We start from the raw sequence: 21,002 nt of genomic DNA, 5'->3' as shown, positions 1-21,002 counted from the left end.
TCAGGCCTCCTCACCAACGCCCATCAGAGCGTAGGCGAGCCGCGTATCTGCCGGAGGTCCTTCCTCCGCAAAAGCCACCGCAGCGTCGACGAGAGATTCGGCGTGAGCCGTCATCCCTTCCAATAGGGTTTCATCGCAAATGCCGTCCCGCAATAGGCAGGAGCGAAAGCGCGCAATCGGGTCACGATCATCCTTTCGCCAGCGTTCCACCTCCTCGCTGGTGCGGTAGGTGCCTCCGCCCAAGATCATGTCTTCGGCCTCCAAATGCCCGTGAATGCGGTATGTTGTCGCTTCGATATAGGATGGCCCTTCGCCCCGGCGGCATCGCGCTACTGCTTCTTGCGCGGCCTGAGCGACGGCGCGAACGTCATTGCCATCCACGACACTCACCGGCATGTCGAAAGCGCGCGCGCGATTGGAAAGCTCGCCCGCCGTCACGGTCGAGGAGACGGTGAATTCCGAAAGGCCGTTGTTCTCGCACACGAAAATGGCGGGCAGGTTCCAGATATTTGCGACGTTCAGGCATTCCATGAACACGCCTTGATTCGCGGCACCGTCGCCGAAGAAGCAGACTGCGGCTCGCCCTTGTCCATCCAGTTGCGCAGCCAGAGCCGCTCCGGTGGCGATGGCAAGACCTCCGCCGACAATCCCATTCGCACCGATGATGCCCTTGGAGAAATCCGCGACGTGCATGGAACCGCCCATGCCCTTGCAAATGCCGGTGCTCTTGCCCCATATTTCAGCGAACATCGCGTTTACATCGCCACCCTTCGCGAGGAAGTGGCCATGTCCTCGATGGGTGCTGGTCATCCAGTCGTCCTGATCCAGTTGGGAACAGATACCAACGGCCGTCGCTTCCTGACCAATCGACAAATGGACTCCCCCCGGCAGACCAACTTCCTTGGCGGTTTTGGCCAGGCGGGCCTCCGCATGGCGAATAAGCAGCATTCGTTCCAGCATGGCCAACTGGCCACTGGCCCACGGCTCCGATTGGTCCTGTGTCAAATTCGGGGTGGCCAAAGTCGCTTCTCCTGATGGCTTGCCTGACAACATGTGGTGGGATGCCTGTTGCTTTGGATTTTTTCTAAGCTGTCATGGTGCAAGAGCATTGGAGGCGACTGCACAAAAGTGCGGTATGGATCATGATAGCGATCAAACGGTACGGGCGGGGCGATCGGAAGCGCCCCGCCCGTCGATGCTGCGTCTTCATTCCGTGAGAGGGAAACAGCCCCCGCCATGAAGGTTGGGGGAGCAAACCCCTAGAACTTCGCTCCCAGCGTAAGAGTATATTCTCGCGGCGCCACGCCGTAGGACACGAGGCGTCCGTAAACCAATGTGACATTTCGCGAGTAGATCACTCTGTTCAGCAAATTGGCAACGCCGAAGCGCAGGCTCACATTGTCTGACGCATCGGACAGCCTGACGCTCGCATTGAGCATCGTAAAACGAGGTTGCCTGGTGGTATTGTCGGGCTCGAAATAATAGTCGCCATTGCGCGTTGCCGTAAGGTTGAAACCGAAATTGCCTCCCATCAACTGTGTTCTGTAGTCTACCGCCCCTGTCAGCCCATATTTGCGTGCATATGGCAGGCGATTGCCCTTGGCATTGGGCAGGATACCAACCGCGATCGTATTGCCGTTGGCCGGGTTCGGAGTCGCCAGATCTATGTTCAGCGGAGCATTCGGATAGTCGGTAAATTCAGAGTGTATGAGGGAAAGTCCACCCGTCAGGGTAAGCCCGTCCACTACCTTGGCCGTCAGATCGATGTCTACGCCGTAAAGCTCCGCGCCTGCACCATTGGTAATGCGTTGGGAAGGCGGGTTCCCGTTGAATTGAGAGACCTGAACGTTCTTGTATTTATAATAGAAGCCGGTCGCGTTGAAGGTGATCCTCCGGTCCCAGAACTGGCTCTTCAGGCCGATTTCCCAATCATCCAGACTTTCCGGCAGATAGTTGATCGCGGCGGGGGTGGAGATGTTGAAACCACCGCTTTTGAAACCCCGGCTATAAGATGCGAACAGCATGACGTCCTGAGAAAGTTTCTGATTGGCGGCGAAGCGCCATGTCACCTTCTTCGCCACCAGCGGCGCTGGAGTAAAGTGATTGAGTGCGTTTGGAACGCCCGCGATGGATGTCGTCTGGCTGAAGCCGTCCAGACTGCGCTTTTCATAGGTATAGCGAAGGCCCGCCGTCACCGTCGTTCCGGGTGTCACCTCCAGGTCCGCCTGCGCAAATGGCGCAATGGATTCCGACTTCTCGAAAGTGTTCAGGGTCGCGTTGCGACTGAGGGGCGCAAAACGGTACACGCCTCCATTCAGCCTCTGCCCGGCACTGATATCCCGATTGAAATAATCGTAACCCTGGCGGTAATTAAAATAATAGACGCCAGTCACCCATTTTAGCGGCCCCTTGCCATCGGAAACCAGTTGTAGTTCTTGCGAATACATTCTGCCACGGCCAGTAGCGTCAGCATCCACAATTTGAGCCGGGCTACCGTCAAGATCATACCGGAACGCAAAATCGAATTTGCGATAGGCGCTGATCGAAACCAGCTCGGCAAAGCCGAAGTCATGCTTGAACGTCGCGGCTACACCGCCTCCCTTGAAGGCTGTGCGTCCGGCAGTTCCGCTATAGCTGTCGAAGCGATTGCTGGACGGACCAATCCCCTGATAGGCGATCGTGGTTTTAGGGAGACCTGGATAGGGGGCAAAGGTGGCGCCGTTGTCCTCACGATTGAGATAGTCGCCCACGATGAGAAGCGAGCTATCGTCTCCCATTTTGAACAATAGCTTGCCACGCGACGAATAGGCGTGATCGAGCTTGTTCTCTTCCTTGCCCGTTACGAGACTTTTGCCCCAACCCTTGCCCTGAGTTTTGTATGCGCCCGACAGGCTGACAGCCACATTGTCGCTAAGGCCGGTGCTTACATAGGCGTTGGTGTTGATGGTCTGGTAGCTCCCGTAACTGATGTTGAACTGCCCCTGTGTGCTGAAGTCCGGACCCCGCGTGGTCATCTGGATAACGCCTGCGGTGGCATTGCGACCAAACAACGTGCCCTGCGGTCCTTTCAGAACTGTGACCTGTTCCACGTCCGCAAGATCGCGGACCCCCTCTTGCTGAAGTGGCAAATAGACGCCGTCAATATACAGCGAGACAGGATTTTCGACCACGTTGCTTGACGTCGCAATACCGCGCAGCGAAAGCTGCAAGGATCCGTTCGCCACCGTAACGTTAAGGCCGGGAACAATAGTCTGAAGCTCCATTACCTCCTTGACGCCGGAATTCTGAATCTGCTCGGAGGTCGCAACACTAACGGCAATCGGCACGTCTTGCAGCCGCTCACTGCGCTTTTGAGCAGTGACCACAATATCCGCGATCTTTTCTTCACCCTCTGCAGTGGCAGCCTGTGCCTGCGCCGAAGCGGATGGTGCCGCCAGTGCCAGATATGATATTCCCATCAAATAGATACTTGCTTTCATGATCTTCCTCCCTTTTATAAATTTGAATGTTAGAAACTGTCACCGTGGCTCGGATGCGACCGGGTTGCGTAACGTGCCCACCGGGTCGACAATTACCTCGATTTCGTCACCGGCCTTCATCCACAGCGGAGGAGTCCTGCGGGACCCCACGCCTCCGGGTGTTCCGGTTGCAATCACGTCTCCGGGCTGCAACTCCGTCCACAAGGAACAGTAGGCAATCGCGTCCGGTATCGAAAATATCATGTCGCTGGCGTGGGCCGACTGCACGAGAACCCCGTTCAGCTCCGTCCTGAGCGAGAGATTATGCGACCCGATTTCATCCGCAGTTACAATCGATGGACCCATCGATCCCGAACGCAGGAAGTTCTTTCCCGCCGTTAGCGAATGGCGCTGATATTCACGCACGCTGCCATCCATGAAGCAGCTATAGCCAAATATATGTTCCATCGCGTCTTCGGGAGCGATGTTGCGGCCGCGTTTGCCGATTATGACCGCAATCTCCCCTTCAAAATCATATGTTTCGGAAATGGCAGGAGCGATCAGCGGCTGGCCCGCGCCCACCAATGAGTCGAGTGGCCGCGTGAACAAGACCGGATATTGGGAAACCTCGACCTTGATCTCGCTTGTGTGATCGCGATAGTTCATCCCCACGCAGATGATTTTTCTGAACGGACTGACGGGCGCGACCAACTCTATATCGGTGAGCGCAATATCCTCTTCATGCTGCAATTGCGCCAACTGCGTGAAGCCCAGTTCGGGCAGTGTAAAGGGAGCTTCGTGAGCAGGGACATTGAACCATTCGCCAATGCGCTTGATCGTGTCGCCCTCAATAATGCCCTGGCCACACAGCCCCCCCCTGACGAATTTAACCAGCTTCATACGAAAATTCCTTATCCAAAGAGGGGGGGGGTGCCGTGCGGTGAGCCGGAGACGCAGTCAGTCCATGTTGTGGTCGCCAGCGTGCCAAGATCCCGGCACGTTTGGGCGTCGTCTGGCGCAAATACTGCCATGACGTAGCGATCAGGGCGGAGCAGGACTGCTTTTCCCGACAGATAGGCTAGTTCGGGAACGACGCTAGTTTCAATCGCCTTGCGGTGTAGAGGTAGGTTGTCCCAGACCTCTCCCAATCGGATCTGTTCCAGAATCTGCCCACGCAGGTCGACACCGACCAACACAAATCCGCGCCCCAGCACATCATCCAGCAAGCGGTTTGTACCGTCCTTCAGCCGTGGTTGTGGCAGCATCGCCCCCACGCCTTGCCGGTGCGATGTACCCGCAACAAAAAAGCCCCGTTTGAAGCGTGGGGGCGGCTTGTATCGCATCTCCGCGAAATAGCGGTGCGCGCGCGGCCATGTTCGCAGGCTGCGAAAAAAGATGCGGGTAAGGGCCGCCGTAACCGCGTTACGCGGCCCCATGATCTTGCCGACCAGAACCGCAAGGCGGATCATCTGCGCAACATGGTCCTCGCGTTCGATCTGATAGCTTTGCATCAATCCCGGACCCAGCGCACCGGCGAGGATCAGATCAAGGCGCCAGCCAAGCGCGATCGCATCCCGGATACCGCTATTCATTCCTTGGCCTGCAAACGGCGGCGTCAAATGCGCGGCGTCTCCGGCGAGCCATATCCGACCGGTTCCCCAACAATCCGCAATAAGCGCATGAAAGCGATAGACGACCCTGCGCACAATTTTTGCCTCGACCGGCGCATCATGCCGCTGGAGCAGGTCGGCGATGGATATGTCCGTCAATAAGTCCGCTTCGTCCTCGGAAGGATGGAGCTTGAATTCATAGCGCAACGTGTTGTCCGGACCGGGAAGTGCGATAGCAGGACGCTTCGGGTCGCAATAGACCACCGTATCCTCACGCGGAACAAGAGCGCCCTCCAGATCGATGATCAGCCACCGCTCATCGAAGCTGCCGCCGACCATGGCGGTGCCGAGCCACTGGCGAACCGTGCTGCGTCCGCCATCGGCACCGATAAGGTAACGACCCTTGACTTCGACTGTGCCAGACGCATCAGTCAGGGACGCGACCACGCCATCATCTTCCGTGCGAATGTCGGACAAGCGTGTCGAAAAACGGGTTTCCACCGACGCGAACCGGTCCAGCGCCTCGCGGATCTGTCCCTCCAGAATGGGCTGTCGGAAGGCACTACGCTTGGGATGGCCATAGGTTCGCCCTCCGGGCTTGACCTTCAAAAATGACTTGCGGGCAGGCGACCAATATTCCGTGCCATATCCCGCGACCGTCTTGGAGACTACTGCATCGAGAATGCCCAGATCCTGCATGACGCGAAGCGACTCATCGTCGATCGATACGGCGCGCGGCTCACCTACGGTTGCCGAATTGGCCTCGACCAGCAGCACATGTCGACCCGCCATGCCAAGATAGTTGGCAAGCGTCAGGCCGGTTGGACCTGCCCCCACTATGATGACGTCAAAAACGTTCGACATGCTATGCTCGCTTGGAAGCGTGAAAGCTAACCAACCGCCACCTGTCCTCCTCCGCACGCCATATCTGCGTCGTTACAGCGCGCATTTCATTAACCTGGTCGCTGTCCCGGTAATGGAGTGTCTGATCAATCGGGCCGGTCATGATGGCGATGTCGCCGAAAATCCGGACCGTCAGATCATGGCGTGAAATCGCCTTGAAGATGAGACGCTCTTCAACGCTCTTCAGATAGGCCGCTTTGTCCTCAATTCGTCCCGTTCCATGAATATGGATCAGGTCGTCACTGAGCATGTCGCGCAGGCCGGCCATATCCTTGTGGAGAAGGGCCGCAACGCGTTGCTCTTCCAGCCTGATTATATCCCGCGCCAAAATCGGGCCGCTGTCCTTATCACTTTCAATCATGCGTGGTCCTTGTCGCGTATTCGGATTGCCGGGCCGCTCTTTCAGGTGCGCGCTACTCAACTGCGCATCATCCCATAGCCCCAGCTATTGAGTGTTTTGCGTTCATGCGCCCATGTCGCAGTCGGTCGGTGATCGGGAATGATTTCAAGCTCGGCGGACAATTCGACAGAATTGCCGTCGGGATCGTGGGCAAAAATAAAGAGGTTGTTGCCTGGGCCGTGTCGGCCTGGTCCCCAGAAAAGCGGAATGTCGAACCCGGCGAAATGGTCTGCCCAGTCCCGCATCGCGTTCCAGTCCCGGGTCTCATAGCAATGATGATCCAGCCTGTTTTCGGGTGCCTTGAAAACTGCGAAGCTGTGGTGTTCTTCGCTGGAGCGGAGAAACGCTGTCCGGATGCCGCCTTCGTCGTCCAGTACATAGTCCGATACAACGAAGCCGAGTATGTCGCGAAAGAACGCGATGACTCTTTCCGGGTCGGTGCTTGCCGTAACAAAATGCTGGAGGCGGGCAGGACGTTCGTTTCGATCCGGTTCGCCATGCGGCGCGGCGGCAGAGTGCCCGATCCCGAAAATGAACCGGTTACCATCGGGATCGCGAAATTCCTCCGCATCGGTAAATAATCCGGGGCAAGACACGGTTGCATGTTCGACGGCCGCTTGGCTTAGGCGGGACCGCACGCCCATCAGTGCTTCCGGGCTTGTCAGTGCATAGGCAGCGTAAGCCAGCGTATTTTTGGGACCGTCGAGAAAGCGAATGGAACGATGCGGCCCACGTCCCCTGCCATCGCCTGTCGTAAAGGCGTAGCCCATCGTTTCATGGTAAAATCGTTCCATTTCCGACGTGGCAGGCGAGTATAGGGCCAGTTCACACAGACGGGCGGTTAATATCGGGCGGAGCGGAGTGTCGCATGCGTGGGTCACGAGAATTCACCCTGTCTGATTGCGGAAGGGAAAATGTCGGCAACCGGGGCTGAAGGGATGGTTGGGTGAAAAGGTGCGCGAAGTCCCGCAGCTTCCATCTGGGGAAGCACGTCCGCCACGAAACGATTTAACCCGTCAATATAGTCGACCCAGGTGAGCAGAACACCATCGATGCCGCAGTCCGCCAGCAGGTCAAAGCGCTCACAAATGTCATCAGCGGTTCCGACCAAGGGAAAACCGCCAGCACCTTCCACGAACCTGCGACGGAAGGCGGCCATTTTTTCGGGCGCCATCAGTTGAGCATGTTCGAGCTGAAGCTCCATCCATGCATCGGCCACACGAACATCCTGCTGATCGATAGTGACGTGGCGCAGATAGGCTTCGGCCTCTTCGACGGTGTCACGCTGGATGACCGATCCGATCGTCCATATGCCGATTTCGCGGCCAAACCGATCGCGCGCCTCGGAACGATAGCTCTGAACTTCGGCCCGGATTTTTTCGGGATCTTCCGACTTGATGATGATAAAGCACATGTCGGCGTGTTCGCAGGCGAAGCTGCGGCCGCGATCCGAGCCACCGGCGTTCATGATGGGGATGCGCGGCTGCTGGAGCGGCTTTGGCATGGATGATCCACGGTTGATCGAAAGAAACTCGCCGTGGAAGTCAAATTCATTAGGGTCGGCCCACAGCCGCTCCATTATCTTCAGCCATTCCGCCAGATATTCATAACGCTGGTCGTGCTCGCGTAGCGGGGCGCCGAACATTTCAAGTTCCGGCTTGTTCCAGCCCCCCACGACATTGAGGACGAACCGTCCGCCTGAAATAATGTCAACCGTGCTTGCCATCTTTGCGGCCATTACTGGATGGACGGTCGGTGCATGCGATGTGGCGAAGACCGCGGCGTGCCTCGTTGCCTGCGCAATGCCGGCCGCGAAGGTGAACGGCTCCAGCACCGTGCCGGTAGGATCGCCCGGTTCGCCCGGAATATAGCCTTTCCAGCGCGCATAGGGAACGATGGCCTCAAACCCCGCTTCGTCGGCAAGGCGCGCGGTTTCCAGCGCCATCGGCCAGGATACCTTATATAGTTCGGATACGAGGCTCATCGTCGGCGAGCGGCCGTTGGAACCAAAAATTCCGAGCTTTAGCCTGTTCGGCCCGAAGATCGGGTTGATGTTGGCCATATCCTCTGTCTCCATATGTTCTTCGCTCGTGATACAGGCGCGCGGAGACAGAGGTGTTGGCCCATCCTGCAACTTCTCGTTGTACGAAAGTGAGTGGGACTTGAGACTTCGCTCTTTTACTTGCCGCGCTTAGCGTGAGTGCGTGAGAAGACGTTGTTGGGCGTTTATAATGGCGCGGGGAGGGCGTTCACGTTCGGGATAGCGACGGATCAATCTTTATCTGCAACGCTGCGATCAAATCCGGACGCCGTTTTCGGCGCAACACGAAGTCAGTAGCTGTTGGCGTTGTGTGCCCTTACAAACAGCAGGGTTGGGAACGTTTCCCCGGGCATCTTGTAAAGCAGGGATTCTTTGGGAAATAAGGAGAAAAATACGATGAAGCTCCATCATTTTCGCGATCTTTTGGCAGTAGCGGAAACCGGCAGCCTCCGGTCGGCAGCCCGTCATCTCGGATTGGCTCAGCCAGTGATCACCCGCAGCATTCAGGAACTGGAGCGAGAACTGGGCGTAGCGTTGTTTGATCGTCACGCCAAAGGTGTCACCTTGACGGAAAAAGGGATGATGTTCGTACGGCGGGTAGAGGCCTTTCAGGCCGACCTGCAACGTGCCCGCGACGAAATAGCACAGAGCAAGGAAGAGTTGGTCGGCGAGATATCCGTCGTATTTTCCCCGGTGATATGCATGACAGTCATGCCGCGAATTTTGACGGCTTTCAGCAAGCGGTACCCTCAAGTGGTATTGAGGATTTCCGAAGGCCTGTTCCAGACAGTGGAAGCCCAGCTCGAAAATGGGGTGATCGATTTCTGGGTCGGCCCGCTTGAATTATCTGTTTCGCACCCCCGATTTTCTGTCGAGCAACTTTTTGACACAAGCCGAACGGTGGTTGGGCGAACCGGTCATCCTCTCCGGGAAGCGAAAAATCTCGCCGAACTCAAAGATTGCGGATGGGTGCGACCAGCGCTTTCGAAGCGGACCACGGAAACCGACTTCACACCAATTTTCGAGGATGCCGGTCTGCCGCAACCCAAGTTCCTGGTCCACTCAGGGTCACCCCTTATAACGATTTTGGCCGTGGCGAGCACGGACTTGCTCACGATGCTCCCGGTGCATACCTTCCGCTTTTCGTCCTTGTCCAAACTGATACAGAAGTTCGATAATATCGAGCCTTTTTACTCCGCACCCATCTGCAATGTGAAGCGGCACGGCCTCCAGCTTACACCTGCGGCAGAACATCTGTGTGACCTCATTCGCAAGGCTGCCCACAACTTCATTCTCGAAGAGGGAAGCGGCCAAAGCGTGTTTGACACCCAGTCCGATCGTTGATGCGATCAGTTTGTGGATTGAATATGCCCGGTAACCACCATCAGGAGATTGGCCGGCGGCACTATGCCACGCCATGCGATGTGTTGATCTGGCCTCACGAGCACCAGCGGCGCTTCATAAAGTTCTCGCACCGTGGGATCGAAGAGCGACACTATGTCAAACGGAATGGCGAGCTTAGCGGCCTGTTCCCGCAGATTTTCTGCATCGCCACGGCTTTGCGCATCGAGCACAAGCATAGTGTACCCAGTTCCGAACTTGTCATAGAGCGAACTGTCATCGCTAAGCCAGCGATGAGGTGCCAGACTGCCAGCAGAGGCGGACGGAATATAGTCCGGACCGGGCTTCCAGATCTCCGGGTCCGTCTCGTTCCGTTCGATAATTGGCGAACCAAAATAGCTGTATCCGAGCACGATGTTGAGACTGTAAAATTCTCTCTTTTTTGTTTCCTGAATAAATTCCGCCACTTCCCTGCGTACTCTGTCTCCTTCCTCGGTAGAGTCCTCAACGCCCTCCCGGAACAGCTTGTTGGCGGCAGTGGCGTGGTTGATTGCCGTTTCCTCAAGGAAGGTTTCATGGACGGGCCTTCGTTCCGCCTCGTAGCTGTCGAGCAGGGTAGGGCCGCCCCATCCCTGCAGCACCGCCGCCATTTTCCAGCCGAGGTCGACGGAGTCGCCAACCCCCATGTTCATGCCATGTCCGCCAAATGGCGGATGAAGATGGCAGGCGTCCCCGATCAGGAACACCCTGCCGTCCGAATACCGATCGGCCAATAGCCTGCTCGCGACCCAATAGTCAGAACTCAGAACCCGGAAGGGAAGATCGAGACCGGTCGCGCGTCGCAGGATATCCGGCATTTCCTCGTCGGAAAATCGTTCGCCCTTGGGTAGGCCCATAGGGATGAAGTACCAGCGGTCGCCAACATCCATCGGCCCGATGGTACTCGGTAATTCTCCATTGAGCTGCCAATAATGAATTCCGGGTCCGTGCCCATGGGCCTCTGCAATGCCTGGCGCTTCGAAGATAGTATTGTAGTTGTGTGAAAGGCCGTACGCCCCCTGCATCTCTATCCCTGCCAATTCGCGCACGGTGCTCCTCGCTCCATCCGCGCCTACCAGATAGGCGGCCGATACTGTCTGTACCTCACCGCTGGTGACATCGCGGATATGGACGCGGACTTGTTCTTCGTCCTGATCATAGCCGATAAGTTCGTGAGCCAAGGCGACATCCACGCAGGGGAAGGTCGAGACATGCGCGAGCAGTTCCGCCTCCAGCTTGTATTGCGGTATCCATTGAGCATGTTCGGAATATCGCTGGTCTTGCCCCGGACCGCAGAAGAAGGCGTTTTCGAACCGCGTGATGGAGCGCCCTCCCAACCGCGTAACAAATACTATGTTCGACGGATATTCCACCCCGAGCGGCGCTGCGTCGGCAAGGCGCTGGGCAATTCCCCAACGCCGCAGATGCTCGCGCGTTCGTACATTGGTCAATTTGGCTCTGGGGGCTACGCCGGTGCGGTCATTCTTTTCAATCACCAAACAGGGTATGGAGCGGCTGCCCAACTCTATAGCGAGAGCCAAGCCGGCTGGTCCTGCGCCCACAATGATCACAGGCAGCGCATTTTCCTTTATTTTGATTGTCACTCTGAAGCTCTCCTGTGCATTTCGGGCGCGCGATATCGCTGGTGGCGGCTATCGTCCCAAGGCTATTTCCGGCCCCGGACCAATATCTTGTTCATCATGATGTTGTCGGTCTTCGCGCCCGCTTGTGAAACCGGTTGGGACCTTGTCATTGGTGTGGGTAGGCAATGGCGAAACGAATCTGCGGCGATGGTTCGGGTGCGACCGATCGCCAGTTGGGAGGCCACCCCCAAGGGCAATGCTTTTCCGACTTCATGAAAATGCCTCTCTCCGCTTCCTCGACGTTCTATTGTCTCGCTAGCAAAGGTGCAGAAGTACGGCAGGATGCGGGAAATGAACGGTTGATACTTTACCGAGATCACCAATGCATCAGGGACCGGTCGGGGAGAGATAAGATTGGGGTATTGGTGATATGTTTTCGTCATCGCTTCCAAAAACGCCTTCGGCAGTATCTGTCAGGGAGAGAACAAAGAAATTAGTGACAGGATGAAAGGAAGCCCGATGCGCTCTCTCATGATTTCAGCGCCCTGGGGCATTGAGAACATCCGTTTCATCGATGTACCGCAACCTGTGCCGGGGCCGGGTGAAGTGCGCCTGCGCATGAAGGCCGTGGCAATAAATTATCGTGATCTACTGATTGCGAGCGGAAGGCACGTCAATGGAGCACTGGCGCAGCAGGAAATTGTGCCCTTCGGGGACGGCTGCGGGATCGTCGATGCCGTGGGGGAGGGCGTAACACGCGTCAGTGTCGGAGACCGCGTGATACCCATGCTGATACCAAACTGGGTGTCCGGTCCGCCGACACCAGAAACGGTTGCGAAGGCGCTGGGCAAGGATTTCCCCGGTACCGGCCGCGAATATATGGTTGTGAGCGAGGAGAACCTCGTCAAAGCCCCGGAGTGTCTTACCGACGTGGAGGCAGCCTGTCTGGCTATCGCCGGATTGACGGCCTGGGCAGCTCTATTTGATGGACCGAAACTGGTTCCTGGCAATGTCGTGCTGATACAGGGCACCGGTGGTGTTTCGATGTTCGCGCTACAATTTGCCAAAGCTGCGGGCCTTCAGACGATCATTACCTCATCATCAGACGAAAAGCTGGAGCGCGCGCGCGAATATGGGGCCGATCACCTTATCAACTACCGGATGGAAAAGAGTTGGTCTGGCGCAGGACGGCGACTGACAGGTGGACTGGGACCCGATTTCATTCTGGACATGGGTGGCGAAGGTACTCTGGAGGAAAGTCTTCGGGCCGTCCGGATGAACGGGTATATATCTGTCGTCGGGCTGGTCGGGGGGGTGGGATCTGTCGTCAACCCGACATCGATGCTGGCTAGCTGCGCCCATGTAAAAGGCGTTTTGGGCGTATCCCGCAACACTTTCGAAGATATGTGTCGCGCGATTTCGTTTCATCGCATCCGGCCTGTCATTAGTGAAGTAATGCCGTGGACTGAAGTGCGCACAGCGATGGAAGCGCTTCAGTCTGGCGCGCATTTCGGCAAGATCGTGCTGGAAATTCAGTAAGCGGGTCCGTGACGCCTGCATACATTGCACGATCTCGACAGTTTCAGGTCCGGAGACAAATGGTCCATGACGCAAATATCTGGTGAATTCGTGGAACCTTGGGCTGACGGCCCGTTGGGGCGGTCGGTTCCACAACGACTGGCAAAAGAGGAGTGGGCGCGGCAATGGCCTTTGGTGGCCGTGGCAGCCCTCGCAACGGGAACTTCGACGGCGTCCTTCATCTCGCTTTCCACCCTGTTGCCGGCGATATTGGCGGAGAACGGCTGGACCAGAGTTCAGGCCATGAGTGCCGCATTGATATTCAGCATTTCGGCACTGTTGCTGTCACCATTTCTGGGTCGTCTGGTCGACCGGGTGGGCATCAGACGGGTCGCCGTTCCCGGAGCGGCGATATTTGCGCTCTGCCAGTGCGCGATTGGCTTTTCGGGGCATAGCATCGAGTCTTGGTGGGGAAGCTGGGTAGTGGCTTCGGTCGGAATGCAGCTTATCGGTCCTGCCGTGTGGGCCGCCGCCATTGCACCGCGCTTTGTAAAGAGCCGAGGGCTGGCCTTGGGATTGACGATGGCCGGCGCCGGCCTCTCTCCTCTGCTGGTGCCCGTCGTTTCGACGATGGTCAGTGAAGCAATTCACTGGCGTTATTTCTACTTTTTGTTGAGCGGTTTCGGGCTGCTGGTACTGCTGCCCTTGTTGTATGCGACGCTTCCCCGCGAAGGCCAGGCGGAGAGGCGTTCTGTCGAGCAGTTGCCTTCAAAAGCGGGAGCCTCGCTGGGTGAGGCGCTGGCCAGTTCATTATATTGGCGATTGCTGCTGGCGATTCTTCTCGTTTCCGCCACGATCGGATTCCTCCTGTTGACCATGCCCTATGTGCTGGCGGACAAGGGCTACAGCGCCATGGCCGCCGCTACGATCGCGTCCATCTATGGTCCGGCACAGATTATCAGCCGGATCGGAGGGGGCTATTTGCTCGACCGGGTTCGGGGGGATTTGCTGGCAGCGTTTATCTTTCTCCTTCCCATGGTTGCGTGCCTCCTTCTGCTGAAAGCCGACACGGGGCCGTGGCTGATGCTGGCTCCGGCTTTTGCCGGATTTGCTGCGGGTGTCGAAGTCGACGTTATGGCGTATCTGATCAGCCGCTATTTCGGGCTGCGCCAATATGGCGCCATTTACGGCATATTATTTGGCGTTTTCAGCATTTCCCTGGGGACCGCGCCTTTGATCGGGGCGATGCTCAGGCAAGCCTATGGAAGTTATGAACCCGCCCTTTGGATCGCTTCGGTGGCCCTCCTGGCGAGTTCGGCCATCATGTGTACGCTGGGCCGATATCGATACTGACCGGTTCCGGGTGAAGCCGCGCGGCAACGGCGATGCCCATGAGGACATCTGTTCGCCGCACTTTCCAATAGGGATGCCGAACCGTGCATACACCTGTTTTCAGCTCAATCATACATTTTGGAGAACCATATCGTGATTATAGAAGTAGTCGAATTCCGGGTCAAAGAGGGGATGTCAGAACAGTTCATCGCGGGCACCGCAGAATCGAAAGCGATTTTTGAACAGGCTCCCGGCTTCATTGCGTTGGAGCTTCACCATGAAATTGAAGATCCATTGAACTTCCTTATCCACGTGTCGTGGGAAACTATCCAGCATCATTGGGATATGCAGGAAACTCCGTTGTATCCGCAAATCCGGGACAAGGTAGTCAAATTTCTCGCCGAAAAACCAAAGGTTCGGCATACAGAAATAAAAGTAAAATATTGAAATTAAACAAACTTATTTTCTGTCAGGAGGGGCTGTGGTCAATCGTAAGCAGATCGCCATCAATGCATTTTACATGGCATCACCCACGCAATCCTGGGCCGGACTGTGGTCTCATCCCCAATCGAACGGGTTGAACTACAACGACATCGAATTTTGGACGGACCTCGCCCGTCTGTGCGAACGCGGATTGATCGATGCGGTGTTTCTGGCCGACATTCTGGGCGCCAATGATGTGTACGGCGGAACCGCCGCCGCTGTCCTCAAGTCAGCGGCGATGATGCCCAATAATGATCCTATGATGCTGATTTCCGCCATGGCGGTCGTCAGTCGTGATCTCTGTTTCGGCATTACGGGTAACACAACTTATGAGCAGCCCTACCTTCTGGCTCGGCGCTTCAGCACTCTCGATCACCTTACCAAGGGGAGGGTCGCATGGAATGTCGTGACCGGCATCCTGGCCAGCACGGCGCGGGCAGTTGGCGCGCAGAACCAAGTCGCTCACGATGCCCGTTACGACATGGCAGACGAATATATGGAGCTGATGTACAAGCTCTGGGAAGGAAGCTGGGAGGATAATGCGGCGGTGCGTGACAGGGGGTCGCGTATTTTCGCGGACCCGTCAGCCGTGCACAGTATTCATCATCATGGTGAAAACTATCATTGCGATGGCATCCATTTGAGCGAGCCGTCACCGCAGCGCACACCGCTGATTTATGCGGCGGGCGCGTCCTCAAGGGGGCGGGCCTTTGCCGGCAGGCATGCGGAAGCGACCTTCATGTCCACGAGTGACATGGGTTTCGCGAAGAAAACCGTGAAGGGATATCGCGACGAAGCCGTGCGGGCCGGAAGAAGACCGGATAGCGTGAAGGTATTCAATGCGGCCACAGTGATCGTGGCTCCGACGACAAAGCAAGCGCGAGAGATCGAGCAGGAGATGGCAGCATATAGCGATGAAACGGGAAATCTGGCCATGTTCTCGCAATGGCTAGGCATAGATCTGGCCAAATATGCTCCGGACGATCCGATTACCTACGTTGAAAGCAATGCGATCCAGTCGATTATGGAGGCGATGACCAAATATAATCCGGGTCGTCCGCTTAAAGTGCGGGATTTGGGAGGGTTTGGCAAAATAGGCGGGCGTGAAGCCTATTTCGTCGGTTCGGTCGACGAAGTCTGCACGGAAATGATGCATTGGGTTGATGAAGCGGATCTCGATGGCTTCAACCTCGTGCGAACGGTTGAGCCGGGCGGCATGACTGCTTTTATCGACCTTGTGGTGCCAGAGCTGCAAAACCGGGGAGCCTATAAAACGCACTATGCCGCAGGCACCATGCGGCAAAAATTCTTCGGCGGCGGTGATGGGCGTCTGCCGACGGACCACATAGGTGCCAGCTTTCGGTATTAGGCGTGGACGGCCATCCTGAACTCTCCGCACAGATCGCGCTTACCGCTCTGCGCTGGTACTATTGAACGAGGTATCACCAATTTTAAGTTCTCATCTACCCGCAGGGATAAGACGAGACCAAAATGAAGCTGCAAAAAGTGCTGATATAGAATGCGTCGTTTCGGATTCTGTCGATCTGATCCCGTTTTCATTTGTAGATTTAATTACAAAATTTGGCAAATTAGCGCCACGATTAAATAATATTTCGCACAAATAATCGGATTGCGTCCGAAATTTGATCAATAGTATTTAAATCACTATTTATTGAACATAAATATATAAATAATTTCAAATAAAAAACATCAAAGGAGAGGTGTACATGAAGGGTTTTTTACTTTCAACTGTTGCGATGGTATTGGCTGTGCCATTGGCTGCGGGTGCGTATGCGCAGACGACAAGCCCCGCCGCTGGGCCGGCGGCAGCTACTGATCAGGAACAGGGCGGCATTGTTGACATCATTGTGACGGCCGAACGGCGTTCGTCTTCTGTCCAGGCGACGCCCATCGCTATTTCAGCGGTCAGCGGGGATTCCCTGCGTGAAAAACATATTGCAGATGTCGAAAGCTTGTCGACGAACATTCCGAACCTGAACTTCAGCCGCATCGCCGCCGACGCGAGGATCTCGATCCGCGGTATCGGTTATAATGCGATTGCGCCGGGTGGCGAGCCACGCGTCGCCCTGTATCTCGACGGAGTATATCAGGCTCGTAATCAGGCTGGTTTTCTGGGGTTTTACGATGTTGATCGTATCGAGGTGCTTCGTGGTCCGCAGGGCACCCTGTATGGCCGGAACGCAATTGCCGGTACGATCAATATCTTGACCCGCGATCCGGGCGAAAGGCTTAATGGCTTTTTCACCGGCTCAGTGGGCGACTATGGTTTGGTCGGAACGGAAGGCGCCGTAGGTGGCCCGCTTTCGTCCACAGTGCAGGCGCGTATTGCCTTCAATACGGTTGATCGTAACGGTTACGGCAAGAATATTACCACTGGGGAGGACGTCAATGACGAGCACTCGCGCAGTGTCCGGGGCAAGCTGAAGTTCGAACCGAGTTCCGCGTTTACCTTTACCCTGATCGGGGACTATAGCAGGGTCAACGACCATTCGGGTGGATATCGGTCCGCCGGACGTGGCAATTCTTCCATCGCGTCTCTGGTGGAAGTGCTGGGTGCCGCTGTTCCCACCGAACCGCAGGATGCCGCGGGATTTGGCCCACGCCTGCGCATCAATACCTATGGCGTATCGGGTCAGGCCGATCTTGAATTGTCCCCTGACACCAAGGTCACGCTCCTAAGTTCGTATCGTAATTTCAAGGTTCGGCAGCGCACGAATATCGATGGCTCAGCCGCTGAACTGAGCAAGCAATATATCAACGAGGACTCAGACGCTTTTTCGACTGAACTTCGGCTTGCGCAAAATTTCGGAGATTCCGTCAATCTCCTTGTTGGCGGATATTATTTCCATGAGAAGAACACTGCCAATAACGAGGTGGGTTTCAAGGGCGTGGTCTTTTCCGGTGCGCTTTCTCATGCTCCTTTTTTCCCGCCTGCCGTCGCTACGGCGATTGCCAATCTGGACCCGAACACGCTGTATGAGTTCTACGGCTCATTCGGTCGGGTAAAGACCGATGCCTACGCGATCTTTGCCCAAGCTCACGTGCAGTTTACTGACCAGCTCGCGCTTGATCTGGGTGGTCGGTACAGCAATGAGAAGAAGTCAATTTTTGAACAGCATCAGGTTGACCTGCTCGATCCATTTGTGCCGTTCAACCCCTTGAAGCCGGGCTTCAATCCCGCACTTGGCCTGATCGGCAATGGGCAGGGAAGCCAGTCCACTAGCTGGCATTCGTTCGATCCCAAAGCAACGATAAGCTTCAAACCGGCGCAGGGGATTTATCTTTATGCGACCTATTCGCGCGGTTTCAAAGCCGGCGGTTACAACATCGGTGGAATTCAGCCCGCCTTCCGTCCGGAGAAGCTGACGAATTATGAAATCGGCCTCAAGACAGACCTTTTCGATCGCAAGCTGCGTGTCAACCTGGCAGCGTTCAACTATGATTATAAGGATCTCCAAGAAAATATTGTTCAGGGTATCCAACTTGTGACAATCAACGCCGCCAAGGCACGGGTCCGCGGCGTCGAGGCTGAAATCACTGCGCGACCGACGGATGCGCTAATGATACAAATCAATGGAGCTTATCTGGACGGCAAGTACAAGAATTTCCTTGATAGCGATCCGTCACATCCCAACTATTGCACAGTCAACCCGACCGATTGTGTGGGCGGCAAAGAAAATCTCGCCGGTAATCAGATTACGGATGCTCCGAAATATCAGATTGGCGGCGAAATTGGCTATACGATCAACACGGGCTTCGGCAATGTCACGCCGCGGGCAAGTGTGACGTGGTTCGACAGGATCTATTTCGATCATTACAACAATATCGAACGGTCCCAGCCTTCGCGCACGATGGTTAACCTGTACCTTGGCTGGGAGTCGAAGGACGGTAGCTGGAACGCTTCAGCCTATATCAAGAACCTGACCGATGACACCTACTTCGTGGGCACCAACACCAACGCGGATCTGCTTTTGTTCCAGAGAACAGCCGCTTACGGTCCGCCGCGCACCTTCGGACTGAGTGTTACCAAGTCGTTCTGATCCGATAGCCTTGTTGTCCGGCTGGCCAGCGCAGATGGCTGGCCAGCCGGATTTTTTCGTATCCGTCGCAGCTAGTCCGCCTGACGTCGAGCTATTCTATATTCCCTAGGTGAAACCCCGCTATGGGCTCGGAATGCTCTGGCGAAAACGAAACCGCTATCATAACCCAGCCTAGTTCGAATGTGTTCGATTGTTTCGTTCGACTGAACGAGAAGGTCTTCCGCAATAGTCATTCGCCACCGCGTCAGATATTGAATAGGCGTTACGCCAATGACTTGCCTGAAACGTTCTGCGAAGCCTGTCCGCGACATTCCCGCTTCCCGCGCCAAGGATGCCACAGTCCAGTGGTGCGATGGCGCCGCGTGAATTGCGCTGAGGGTGCGGCTGATGTTCGGATCGACCAATCCGGCCAACAGCCCGATCGAGACATCGGGTTGAGAAATCGCCGAACGTAGCACCTGAATAAAAAGGAGATCCATCAGGCGACTTGCAACGGCGATATATCCCGGTCGCTTGATTTGGCTTTCGTAATGGATGAAATCGAGCGCCATCTTCAGCTCCGGCGCCAGATGTTGTTCTTCCACCTGCAAATGCATCATCGAAGGCAATTGATCAATCAGCAGCTTGGCTCCCCGTCCGTTGAGCGAGAAAATGCCGGACAGGATTGACACATCTTTTTCCTCCGTGCCAGCTTGCAGAATATTGGGCCTGTCAAGCGTGCCGCCGGTCCAGAACGTCATTTCGTTCCGTGCCACCAGTTCCCTCGCGGTCAGCAGCGGGCCATTGGGCGAAGAACTGAGCGCGTGGCGAGGCCAGTGCATCGCTATGACCATGTCACCCTTGGACAATTTGCGCGGCTTCTCGTTGCTTATCAGCCAGCATTCGCCCTCCGTCACATAGTGAAAGGGGACGCCATTGCCGGATTCCATGTCGATGCCCCATTCACCGCCACAGCGCACTTCGGATAGCACCGAACCATCGATGCGAATTAACGACAGCAGATCGCTGAGCACATCGGTCTTGGTCGAACCGGAAATATCCTGGGCGCTGGTGTAATTCATCGGTCATCCGGCCCTTCAGCTAATATCATCACCAAAGCTATGCGCCAATTCCACGTTCCCATTCCGGACGACAGAAGGACGAATCAACCCGAACGAATAGTGCCTTTATTTGTACCTTTAGCAGCTATTCGTCCAGATCGAATTCGCGCAATATCCCCTCAGAAAATGGGTCATGAGGCGGGGCGGCTGTCCTGACCATGTGACGATTAATGGGAGAGTGATACGTGGCGATAGTGAGCGGCATCCTATATGTGCGTTATCAAGCACCTGATCTGGATCTGATGGAGCGTTTTCTGACCGATTTTGGCCTTAACCGGTCACATCGGACTTCAAATGCCCTCTATATGCGGGGGGTTGGCGGCACACACCACATCCATATCACTGAAATTGGCCGGGAAGCGCGGGCTTTGGGTGCCGGGCTGCAAGTGTCCTCGATGGAAGGGCTCAAAGAGATTTCCGCCAGAACCGGAGCGAGAGTACAAGAATCGGAGGAACCGGGCGGTGGGCTGATCGCGAAGCTGATTGATCCTAACGGATTTCAAATAGACATTGTTTTTGGTCAGGCAGCCAAGGAATGTCTTCGCGTTCGTCCTGCCCTGACCTTGAACGACGGATGGGAAGCCCGGCGTCTGGGCAATCTTCAACGGCCAGACCGGGGACCGTCGCATGTTGTCCGTCTGGAACATTGCGTGCTTGCCGGGCCGAACTTTGACTCAGCACTGAGCTTCTATCAGGACGTGCTGGGCATGAAGCCGTCGGACGAAATCTATGCCGGCAACGAGCAGGAAACGGTCGCTGTATTTCTGCACTGCGGACTAGGTCGAACCTACACCGATCATCATACCCTGGCGCTGCTGCGACATCCGGAAACCTTTGTGGATCACAGCGCTTTTGTCACGCTCGACTGGGATGATCTGGCCTTGGGCCACGATCATCTGCGGGACCGCGGACATTTGCATGAGTGGGGGATAGGACGCCACATCATGGGAAGTGAAGTGTTTGATTATTGGAGAGATCCATTCGGCTTCAAGCTCGAACATTGCGTCGACGGCGACATGGTCAATGATGATCATCGCCCGCAACGCGCGGCGTTTGAAGAGAGTAGCCTGTCAATTTGGGCTCCGCGTTTTCCGGCAACCTTCAATCAGATCACCCGTCGACTGGCCTCCTGA

16 protein-coding genes are annotated in these 21,002 nt (G+C 55.9%); 7 read left to right on the top strand and 9 right to left on the bottom strand.

What is annotated here, in order from left to right; genetic code table 11:
- From FHS92_RS14945 to FHS92_RS14915, 7 genes are all read right to left on the bottom strand, one after another.
- Nucleotides 1-1,020 carry a thiamine pyrophosphate-dependent dehydrogenase E1 component subunit alpha gene (locus FHS92_RS14945; RefSeq protein WP_246352032.1) on the bottom strand — a complete coding sequence of 340 codons (1,020 nt, stop codon included), beginning with the start codon at nucleotides 1,018-1,020 and terminating at the stop codon, nucleotides 1-3.
- Between the two features lie 239 nt (nucleotides 1,021-1,259).
- Nucleotides 1,260-3,479, bottom strand: coding sequence for a TonB-dependent receptor (locus FHS92_RS14940; protein ID WP_184081554.1), 2,220 nt, complete (start codon nucleotides 3,477-3,479; stop codon nucleotides 1,260-1,262).
- 39 nt (nucleotides 3,480-3,518) lie between these two features.
- The gene (locus FHS92_RS14935) at nucleotides 3,519-4,358 is read right to left on the bottom strand and encodes a fumarylacetoacetate hydrolase family protein (RefSeq protein ID WP_184081553.1); all 840 of its coding nucleotides are present in this window, start codon (nucleotides 4,356-4,358) and stop codon (nucleotides 3,519-3,521) included.
- An 11-nt stretch (nucleotides 4,359-4,369) separates the two neighbouring features.
- Nucleotides 4,370-5,932: a bifunctional 3-(3-hydroxy-phenyl)propionate/3-hydroxycinnamic acid hydroxylase gene (locus FHS92_RS14930; RefSeq protein ID WP_184081552.1), complete on the bottom strand. Its 1,563-nt coding sequence runs from the start codon at nucleotides 5,930-5,932 to the stop codon at nucleotides 4,370-4,372.
- 1 nt (nucleotide 5,933) lies between these two features.
- Nucleotides 5,934-6,332 carry a nuclear transport factor 2 family protein gene (locus FHS92_RS14925; RefSeq protein WP_184081551.1) on the bottom strand — a complete coding sequence of 133 codons (399 nt, stop codon included), beginning with the start codon at nucleotides 6,330-6,332 and terminating at the stop codon, nucleotides 5,934-5,936.
- Between the two features lie 56 nt (nucleotides 6,333-6,388).
- Nucleotides 6,389-7,165, bottom strand: coding sequence for a VOC family protein (locus FHS92_RS14920; protein WP_184081550.1), 777 nt, complete (start codon nucleotides 7,163-7,165; stop codon nucleotides 6,389-6,391).
- Between the two features lie 83 nt (nucleotides 7,166-7,248).
- Nucleotides 7,249-8,433, bottom strand: coding sequence for an LLM class flavin-dependent oxidoreductase (locus tag FHS92_RS14915; protein WP_246352031.1), 1,185 nt, complete (start codon nucleotides 8,431-8,433; stop codon nucleotides 7,249-7,251).
- A 375-nt stretch (nucleotides 8,434-8,808) separates the two neighbouring features.
- Between FHS92_RS14915 and FHS92_RS14910 the strand changes: the two genes are divergently transcribed.
- Complete coding sequence (locus FHS92_RS14910) at nucleotides 8,809-9,756, top strand: LysR substrate-binding domain-containing protein (RefSeq protein WP_184081548.1); 948 nt, start codon at nucleotides 8,809-8,811, stop codon at nucleotides 9,754-9,756.
- A 5-nt stretch (nucleotides 9,757-9,761) separates the two neighbouring features.
- On the opposite strand, the gene FHS92_RS14905 is transcribed toward FHS92_RS14910, so the two are convergent.
- Nucleotides 9,762-11,363, bottom strand: coding sequence for an FAD-dependent monooxygenase (locus FHS92_RS14905; protein WP_184081547.1), 1,602 nt, complete (start codon nucleotides 11,361-11,363; stop codon nucleotides 9,762-9,764).
- Nucleotides 11,364-11,894: 531 nt separating this feature from the next.
- Between FHS92_RS14905 and FHS92_RS14900 the strand changes: the two genes are divergently transcribed.
- The 5 genes from FHS92_RS14900 (at nucleotide 11,895) to FHS92_RS14880 (ending at nucleotide 18,769) form a co-directional block, all read left to right on the top strand.
- The gene (locus tag FHS92_RS14900) at nucleotides 11,895-12,914 is read left to right on the top strand and encodes a zinc-dependent alcohol dehydrogenase family protein (RefSeq protein ID WP_184081546.1); all 1,020 of its coding nucleotides are present in this window, start codon (nucleotides 11,895-11,897) and stop codon (nucleotides 12,912-12,914) included.
- 66 nt (nucleotides 12,915-12,980) lie between these two features.
- A complete protein-coding gene (locus FHS92_RS14895; protein WP_184081545.1) occupies nucleotides 12,981-14,246 on the top strand; it encodes an MFS transporter in 1,266 nt (421 codons plus the stop codon).
- Between the two features lie 132 nt (nucleotides 14,247-14,378).
- Nucleotides 14,379-14,672 carry an antibiotic biosynthesis monooxygenase gene (locus FHS92_RS14890; RefSeq protein ID WP_221231101.1) on the top strand — a complete coding sequence of 98 codons (294 nt, stop codon included), beginning with the start codon at nucleotides 14,379-14,381 and terminating at the stop codon, nucleotides 14,670-14,672.
- Nucleotides 14,673-14,745: 73 nt separating this feature from the next.
- The gene (locus tag FHS92_RS14885; protein WP_221231112.1) at nucleotides 14,746-16,077 is read left to right on the top strand and encodes an LLM class flavin-dependent oxidoreductase; all 1,332 of its coding nucleotides are present in this window, start codon (nucleotides 14,746-14,748) and stop codon (nucleotides 16,075-16,077) included.
- 358 nt (nucleotides 16,078-16,435) lie between these two features.
- On the top strand, nucleotides 16,436-18,769 hold the full coding sequence (locus tag FHS92_RS14880; RefSeq protein WP_184081542.1) for a TonB-dependent receptor: 2,334 nt from the start codon (nucleotides 16,436-16,438) through the stop codon (nucleotides 18,767-18,769).
- 71 nt (nucleotides 18,770-18,840) lie between these two features.
- Here FHS92_RS14880 and FHS92_RS14875 read toward each other — a convergent pair whose 3' ends face one another.
- Nucleotides 18,841-19,830, bottom strand: a complete 990-nt coding sequence (locus FHS92_RS14875; RefSeq protein ID WP_184081541.1) for an AraC family transcriptional regulator — start codon at nucleotides 19,828-19,830, stop codon at nucleotides 18,841-18,843.
- 224 nt (nucleotides 19,831-20,054) lie between these two features.
- Between FHS92_RS14875 and FHS92_RS14870 the strand changes: the two genes are divergently transcribed.
- The gene (locus FHS92_RS14870; RefSeq protein ID WP_184081540.1) at nucleotides 20,055-21,002 is read left to right on the top strand and encodes a VOC family protein; all 948 of its coding nucleotides are present in this window, start codon (nucleotides 20,055-20,057) and stop codon (nucleotides 21,000-21,002) included.

It is taken from the genome of Sphingobium subterraneum (assembly GCF_014199435.1).
GTDB classification, from domain to species: domain Bacteria; phylum Pseudomonadota; class Alphaproteobacteria; order Sphingomonadales; family Sphingomonadaceae; genus Sphingobium; species Sphingobium subterraneum.
Note: the sequence above shows the minus strand (reverse complement) of the source record. Positions and strands in the feature narration are given on the sequence as shown.

Bases quoted from the DNA above. Each gene is read 5' to 3' on its own strand.
- FHS92_RS14935 (WP_184081553.1), bottom strand. From the start codon at position 4,358: ATGAAGCTGGTTAAATTCGTCAGGGGGGGGCTGTGTGGCCAGGGCATT.
- FHS92_RS14920 (WP_184081550.1), bottom strand. From the start codon at position 7,165: ATGGAACGATTTTACCATGAAACGATGGGCTACGCCTTTACGACAGGC.
- FHS92_RS14925 (WP_184081551.1), bottom strand. From the start codon at position 6,332: ATGATTGAAAGTGATAAGGACAGCGGCCCGATTTTGGCGCGGGATATA.
- FHS92_RS14930 (WP_184081552.1), bottom strand. From the start codon at position 5,932: ATGTCGAACGTTTTTGACGTCATCATAGTGGGGGCAGGTCCAACCGGC.
- FHS92_RS14880 (WP_184081542.1), top strand. From the start codon at position 16,436: ATGAAGGGTTTTTTACTTTCAACTGTTGCGATGGTATTGGCTGTGCCA.
- FHS92_RS14940 (WP_184081554.1), bottom strand. From the start codon at position 3,479: ATGAAAGCAAGTATCTATTTGATGGGAATATCATATCTGGCACTGGCG.
- FHS92_RS14915 (WP_246352031.1), bottom strand. From the start codon at position 8,433: ATGGCCAACATCAACCCGATCTTCGGGCCGAACAGGCTAAAGCTCGGA.
- FHS92_RS14910 (WP_184081548.1), top strand. From the start codon at position 8,809: ATGAAGCTCCATCATTTTCGCGATCTTTTGGCAGTAGCGGAAACCGGC.
- FHS92_RS14885 (WP_221231112.1), top strand. From the start codon at position 14,746: ATGGCATCACCCACGCAATCCTGGGCCGGACTGTGGTCTCATCCCCAA.
- FHS92_RS14895 (WP_184081545.1), top strand. From the start codon at position 12,981: ATGACGCAAATATCTGGTGAATTCGTGGAACCTTGGGCTGACGGCCCG.
- FHS92_RS14900 (WP_184081546.1), top strand. From the start codon at position 11,895: ATGCGCTCTCTCATGATTTCAGCGCCCTGGGGCATTGAGAACATCCGT.
- FHS92_RS14875 (WP_184081541.1), bottom strand. From the start codon at position 19,830: ATGAATTACACCAGCGCCCAGGATATTTCCGGTTCGACCAAGACCGAT.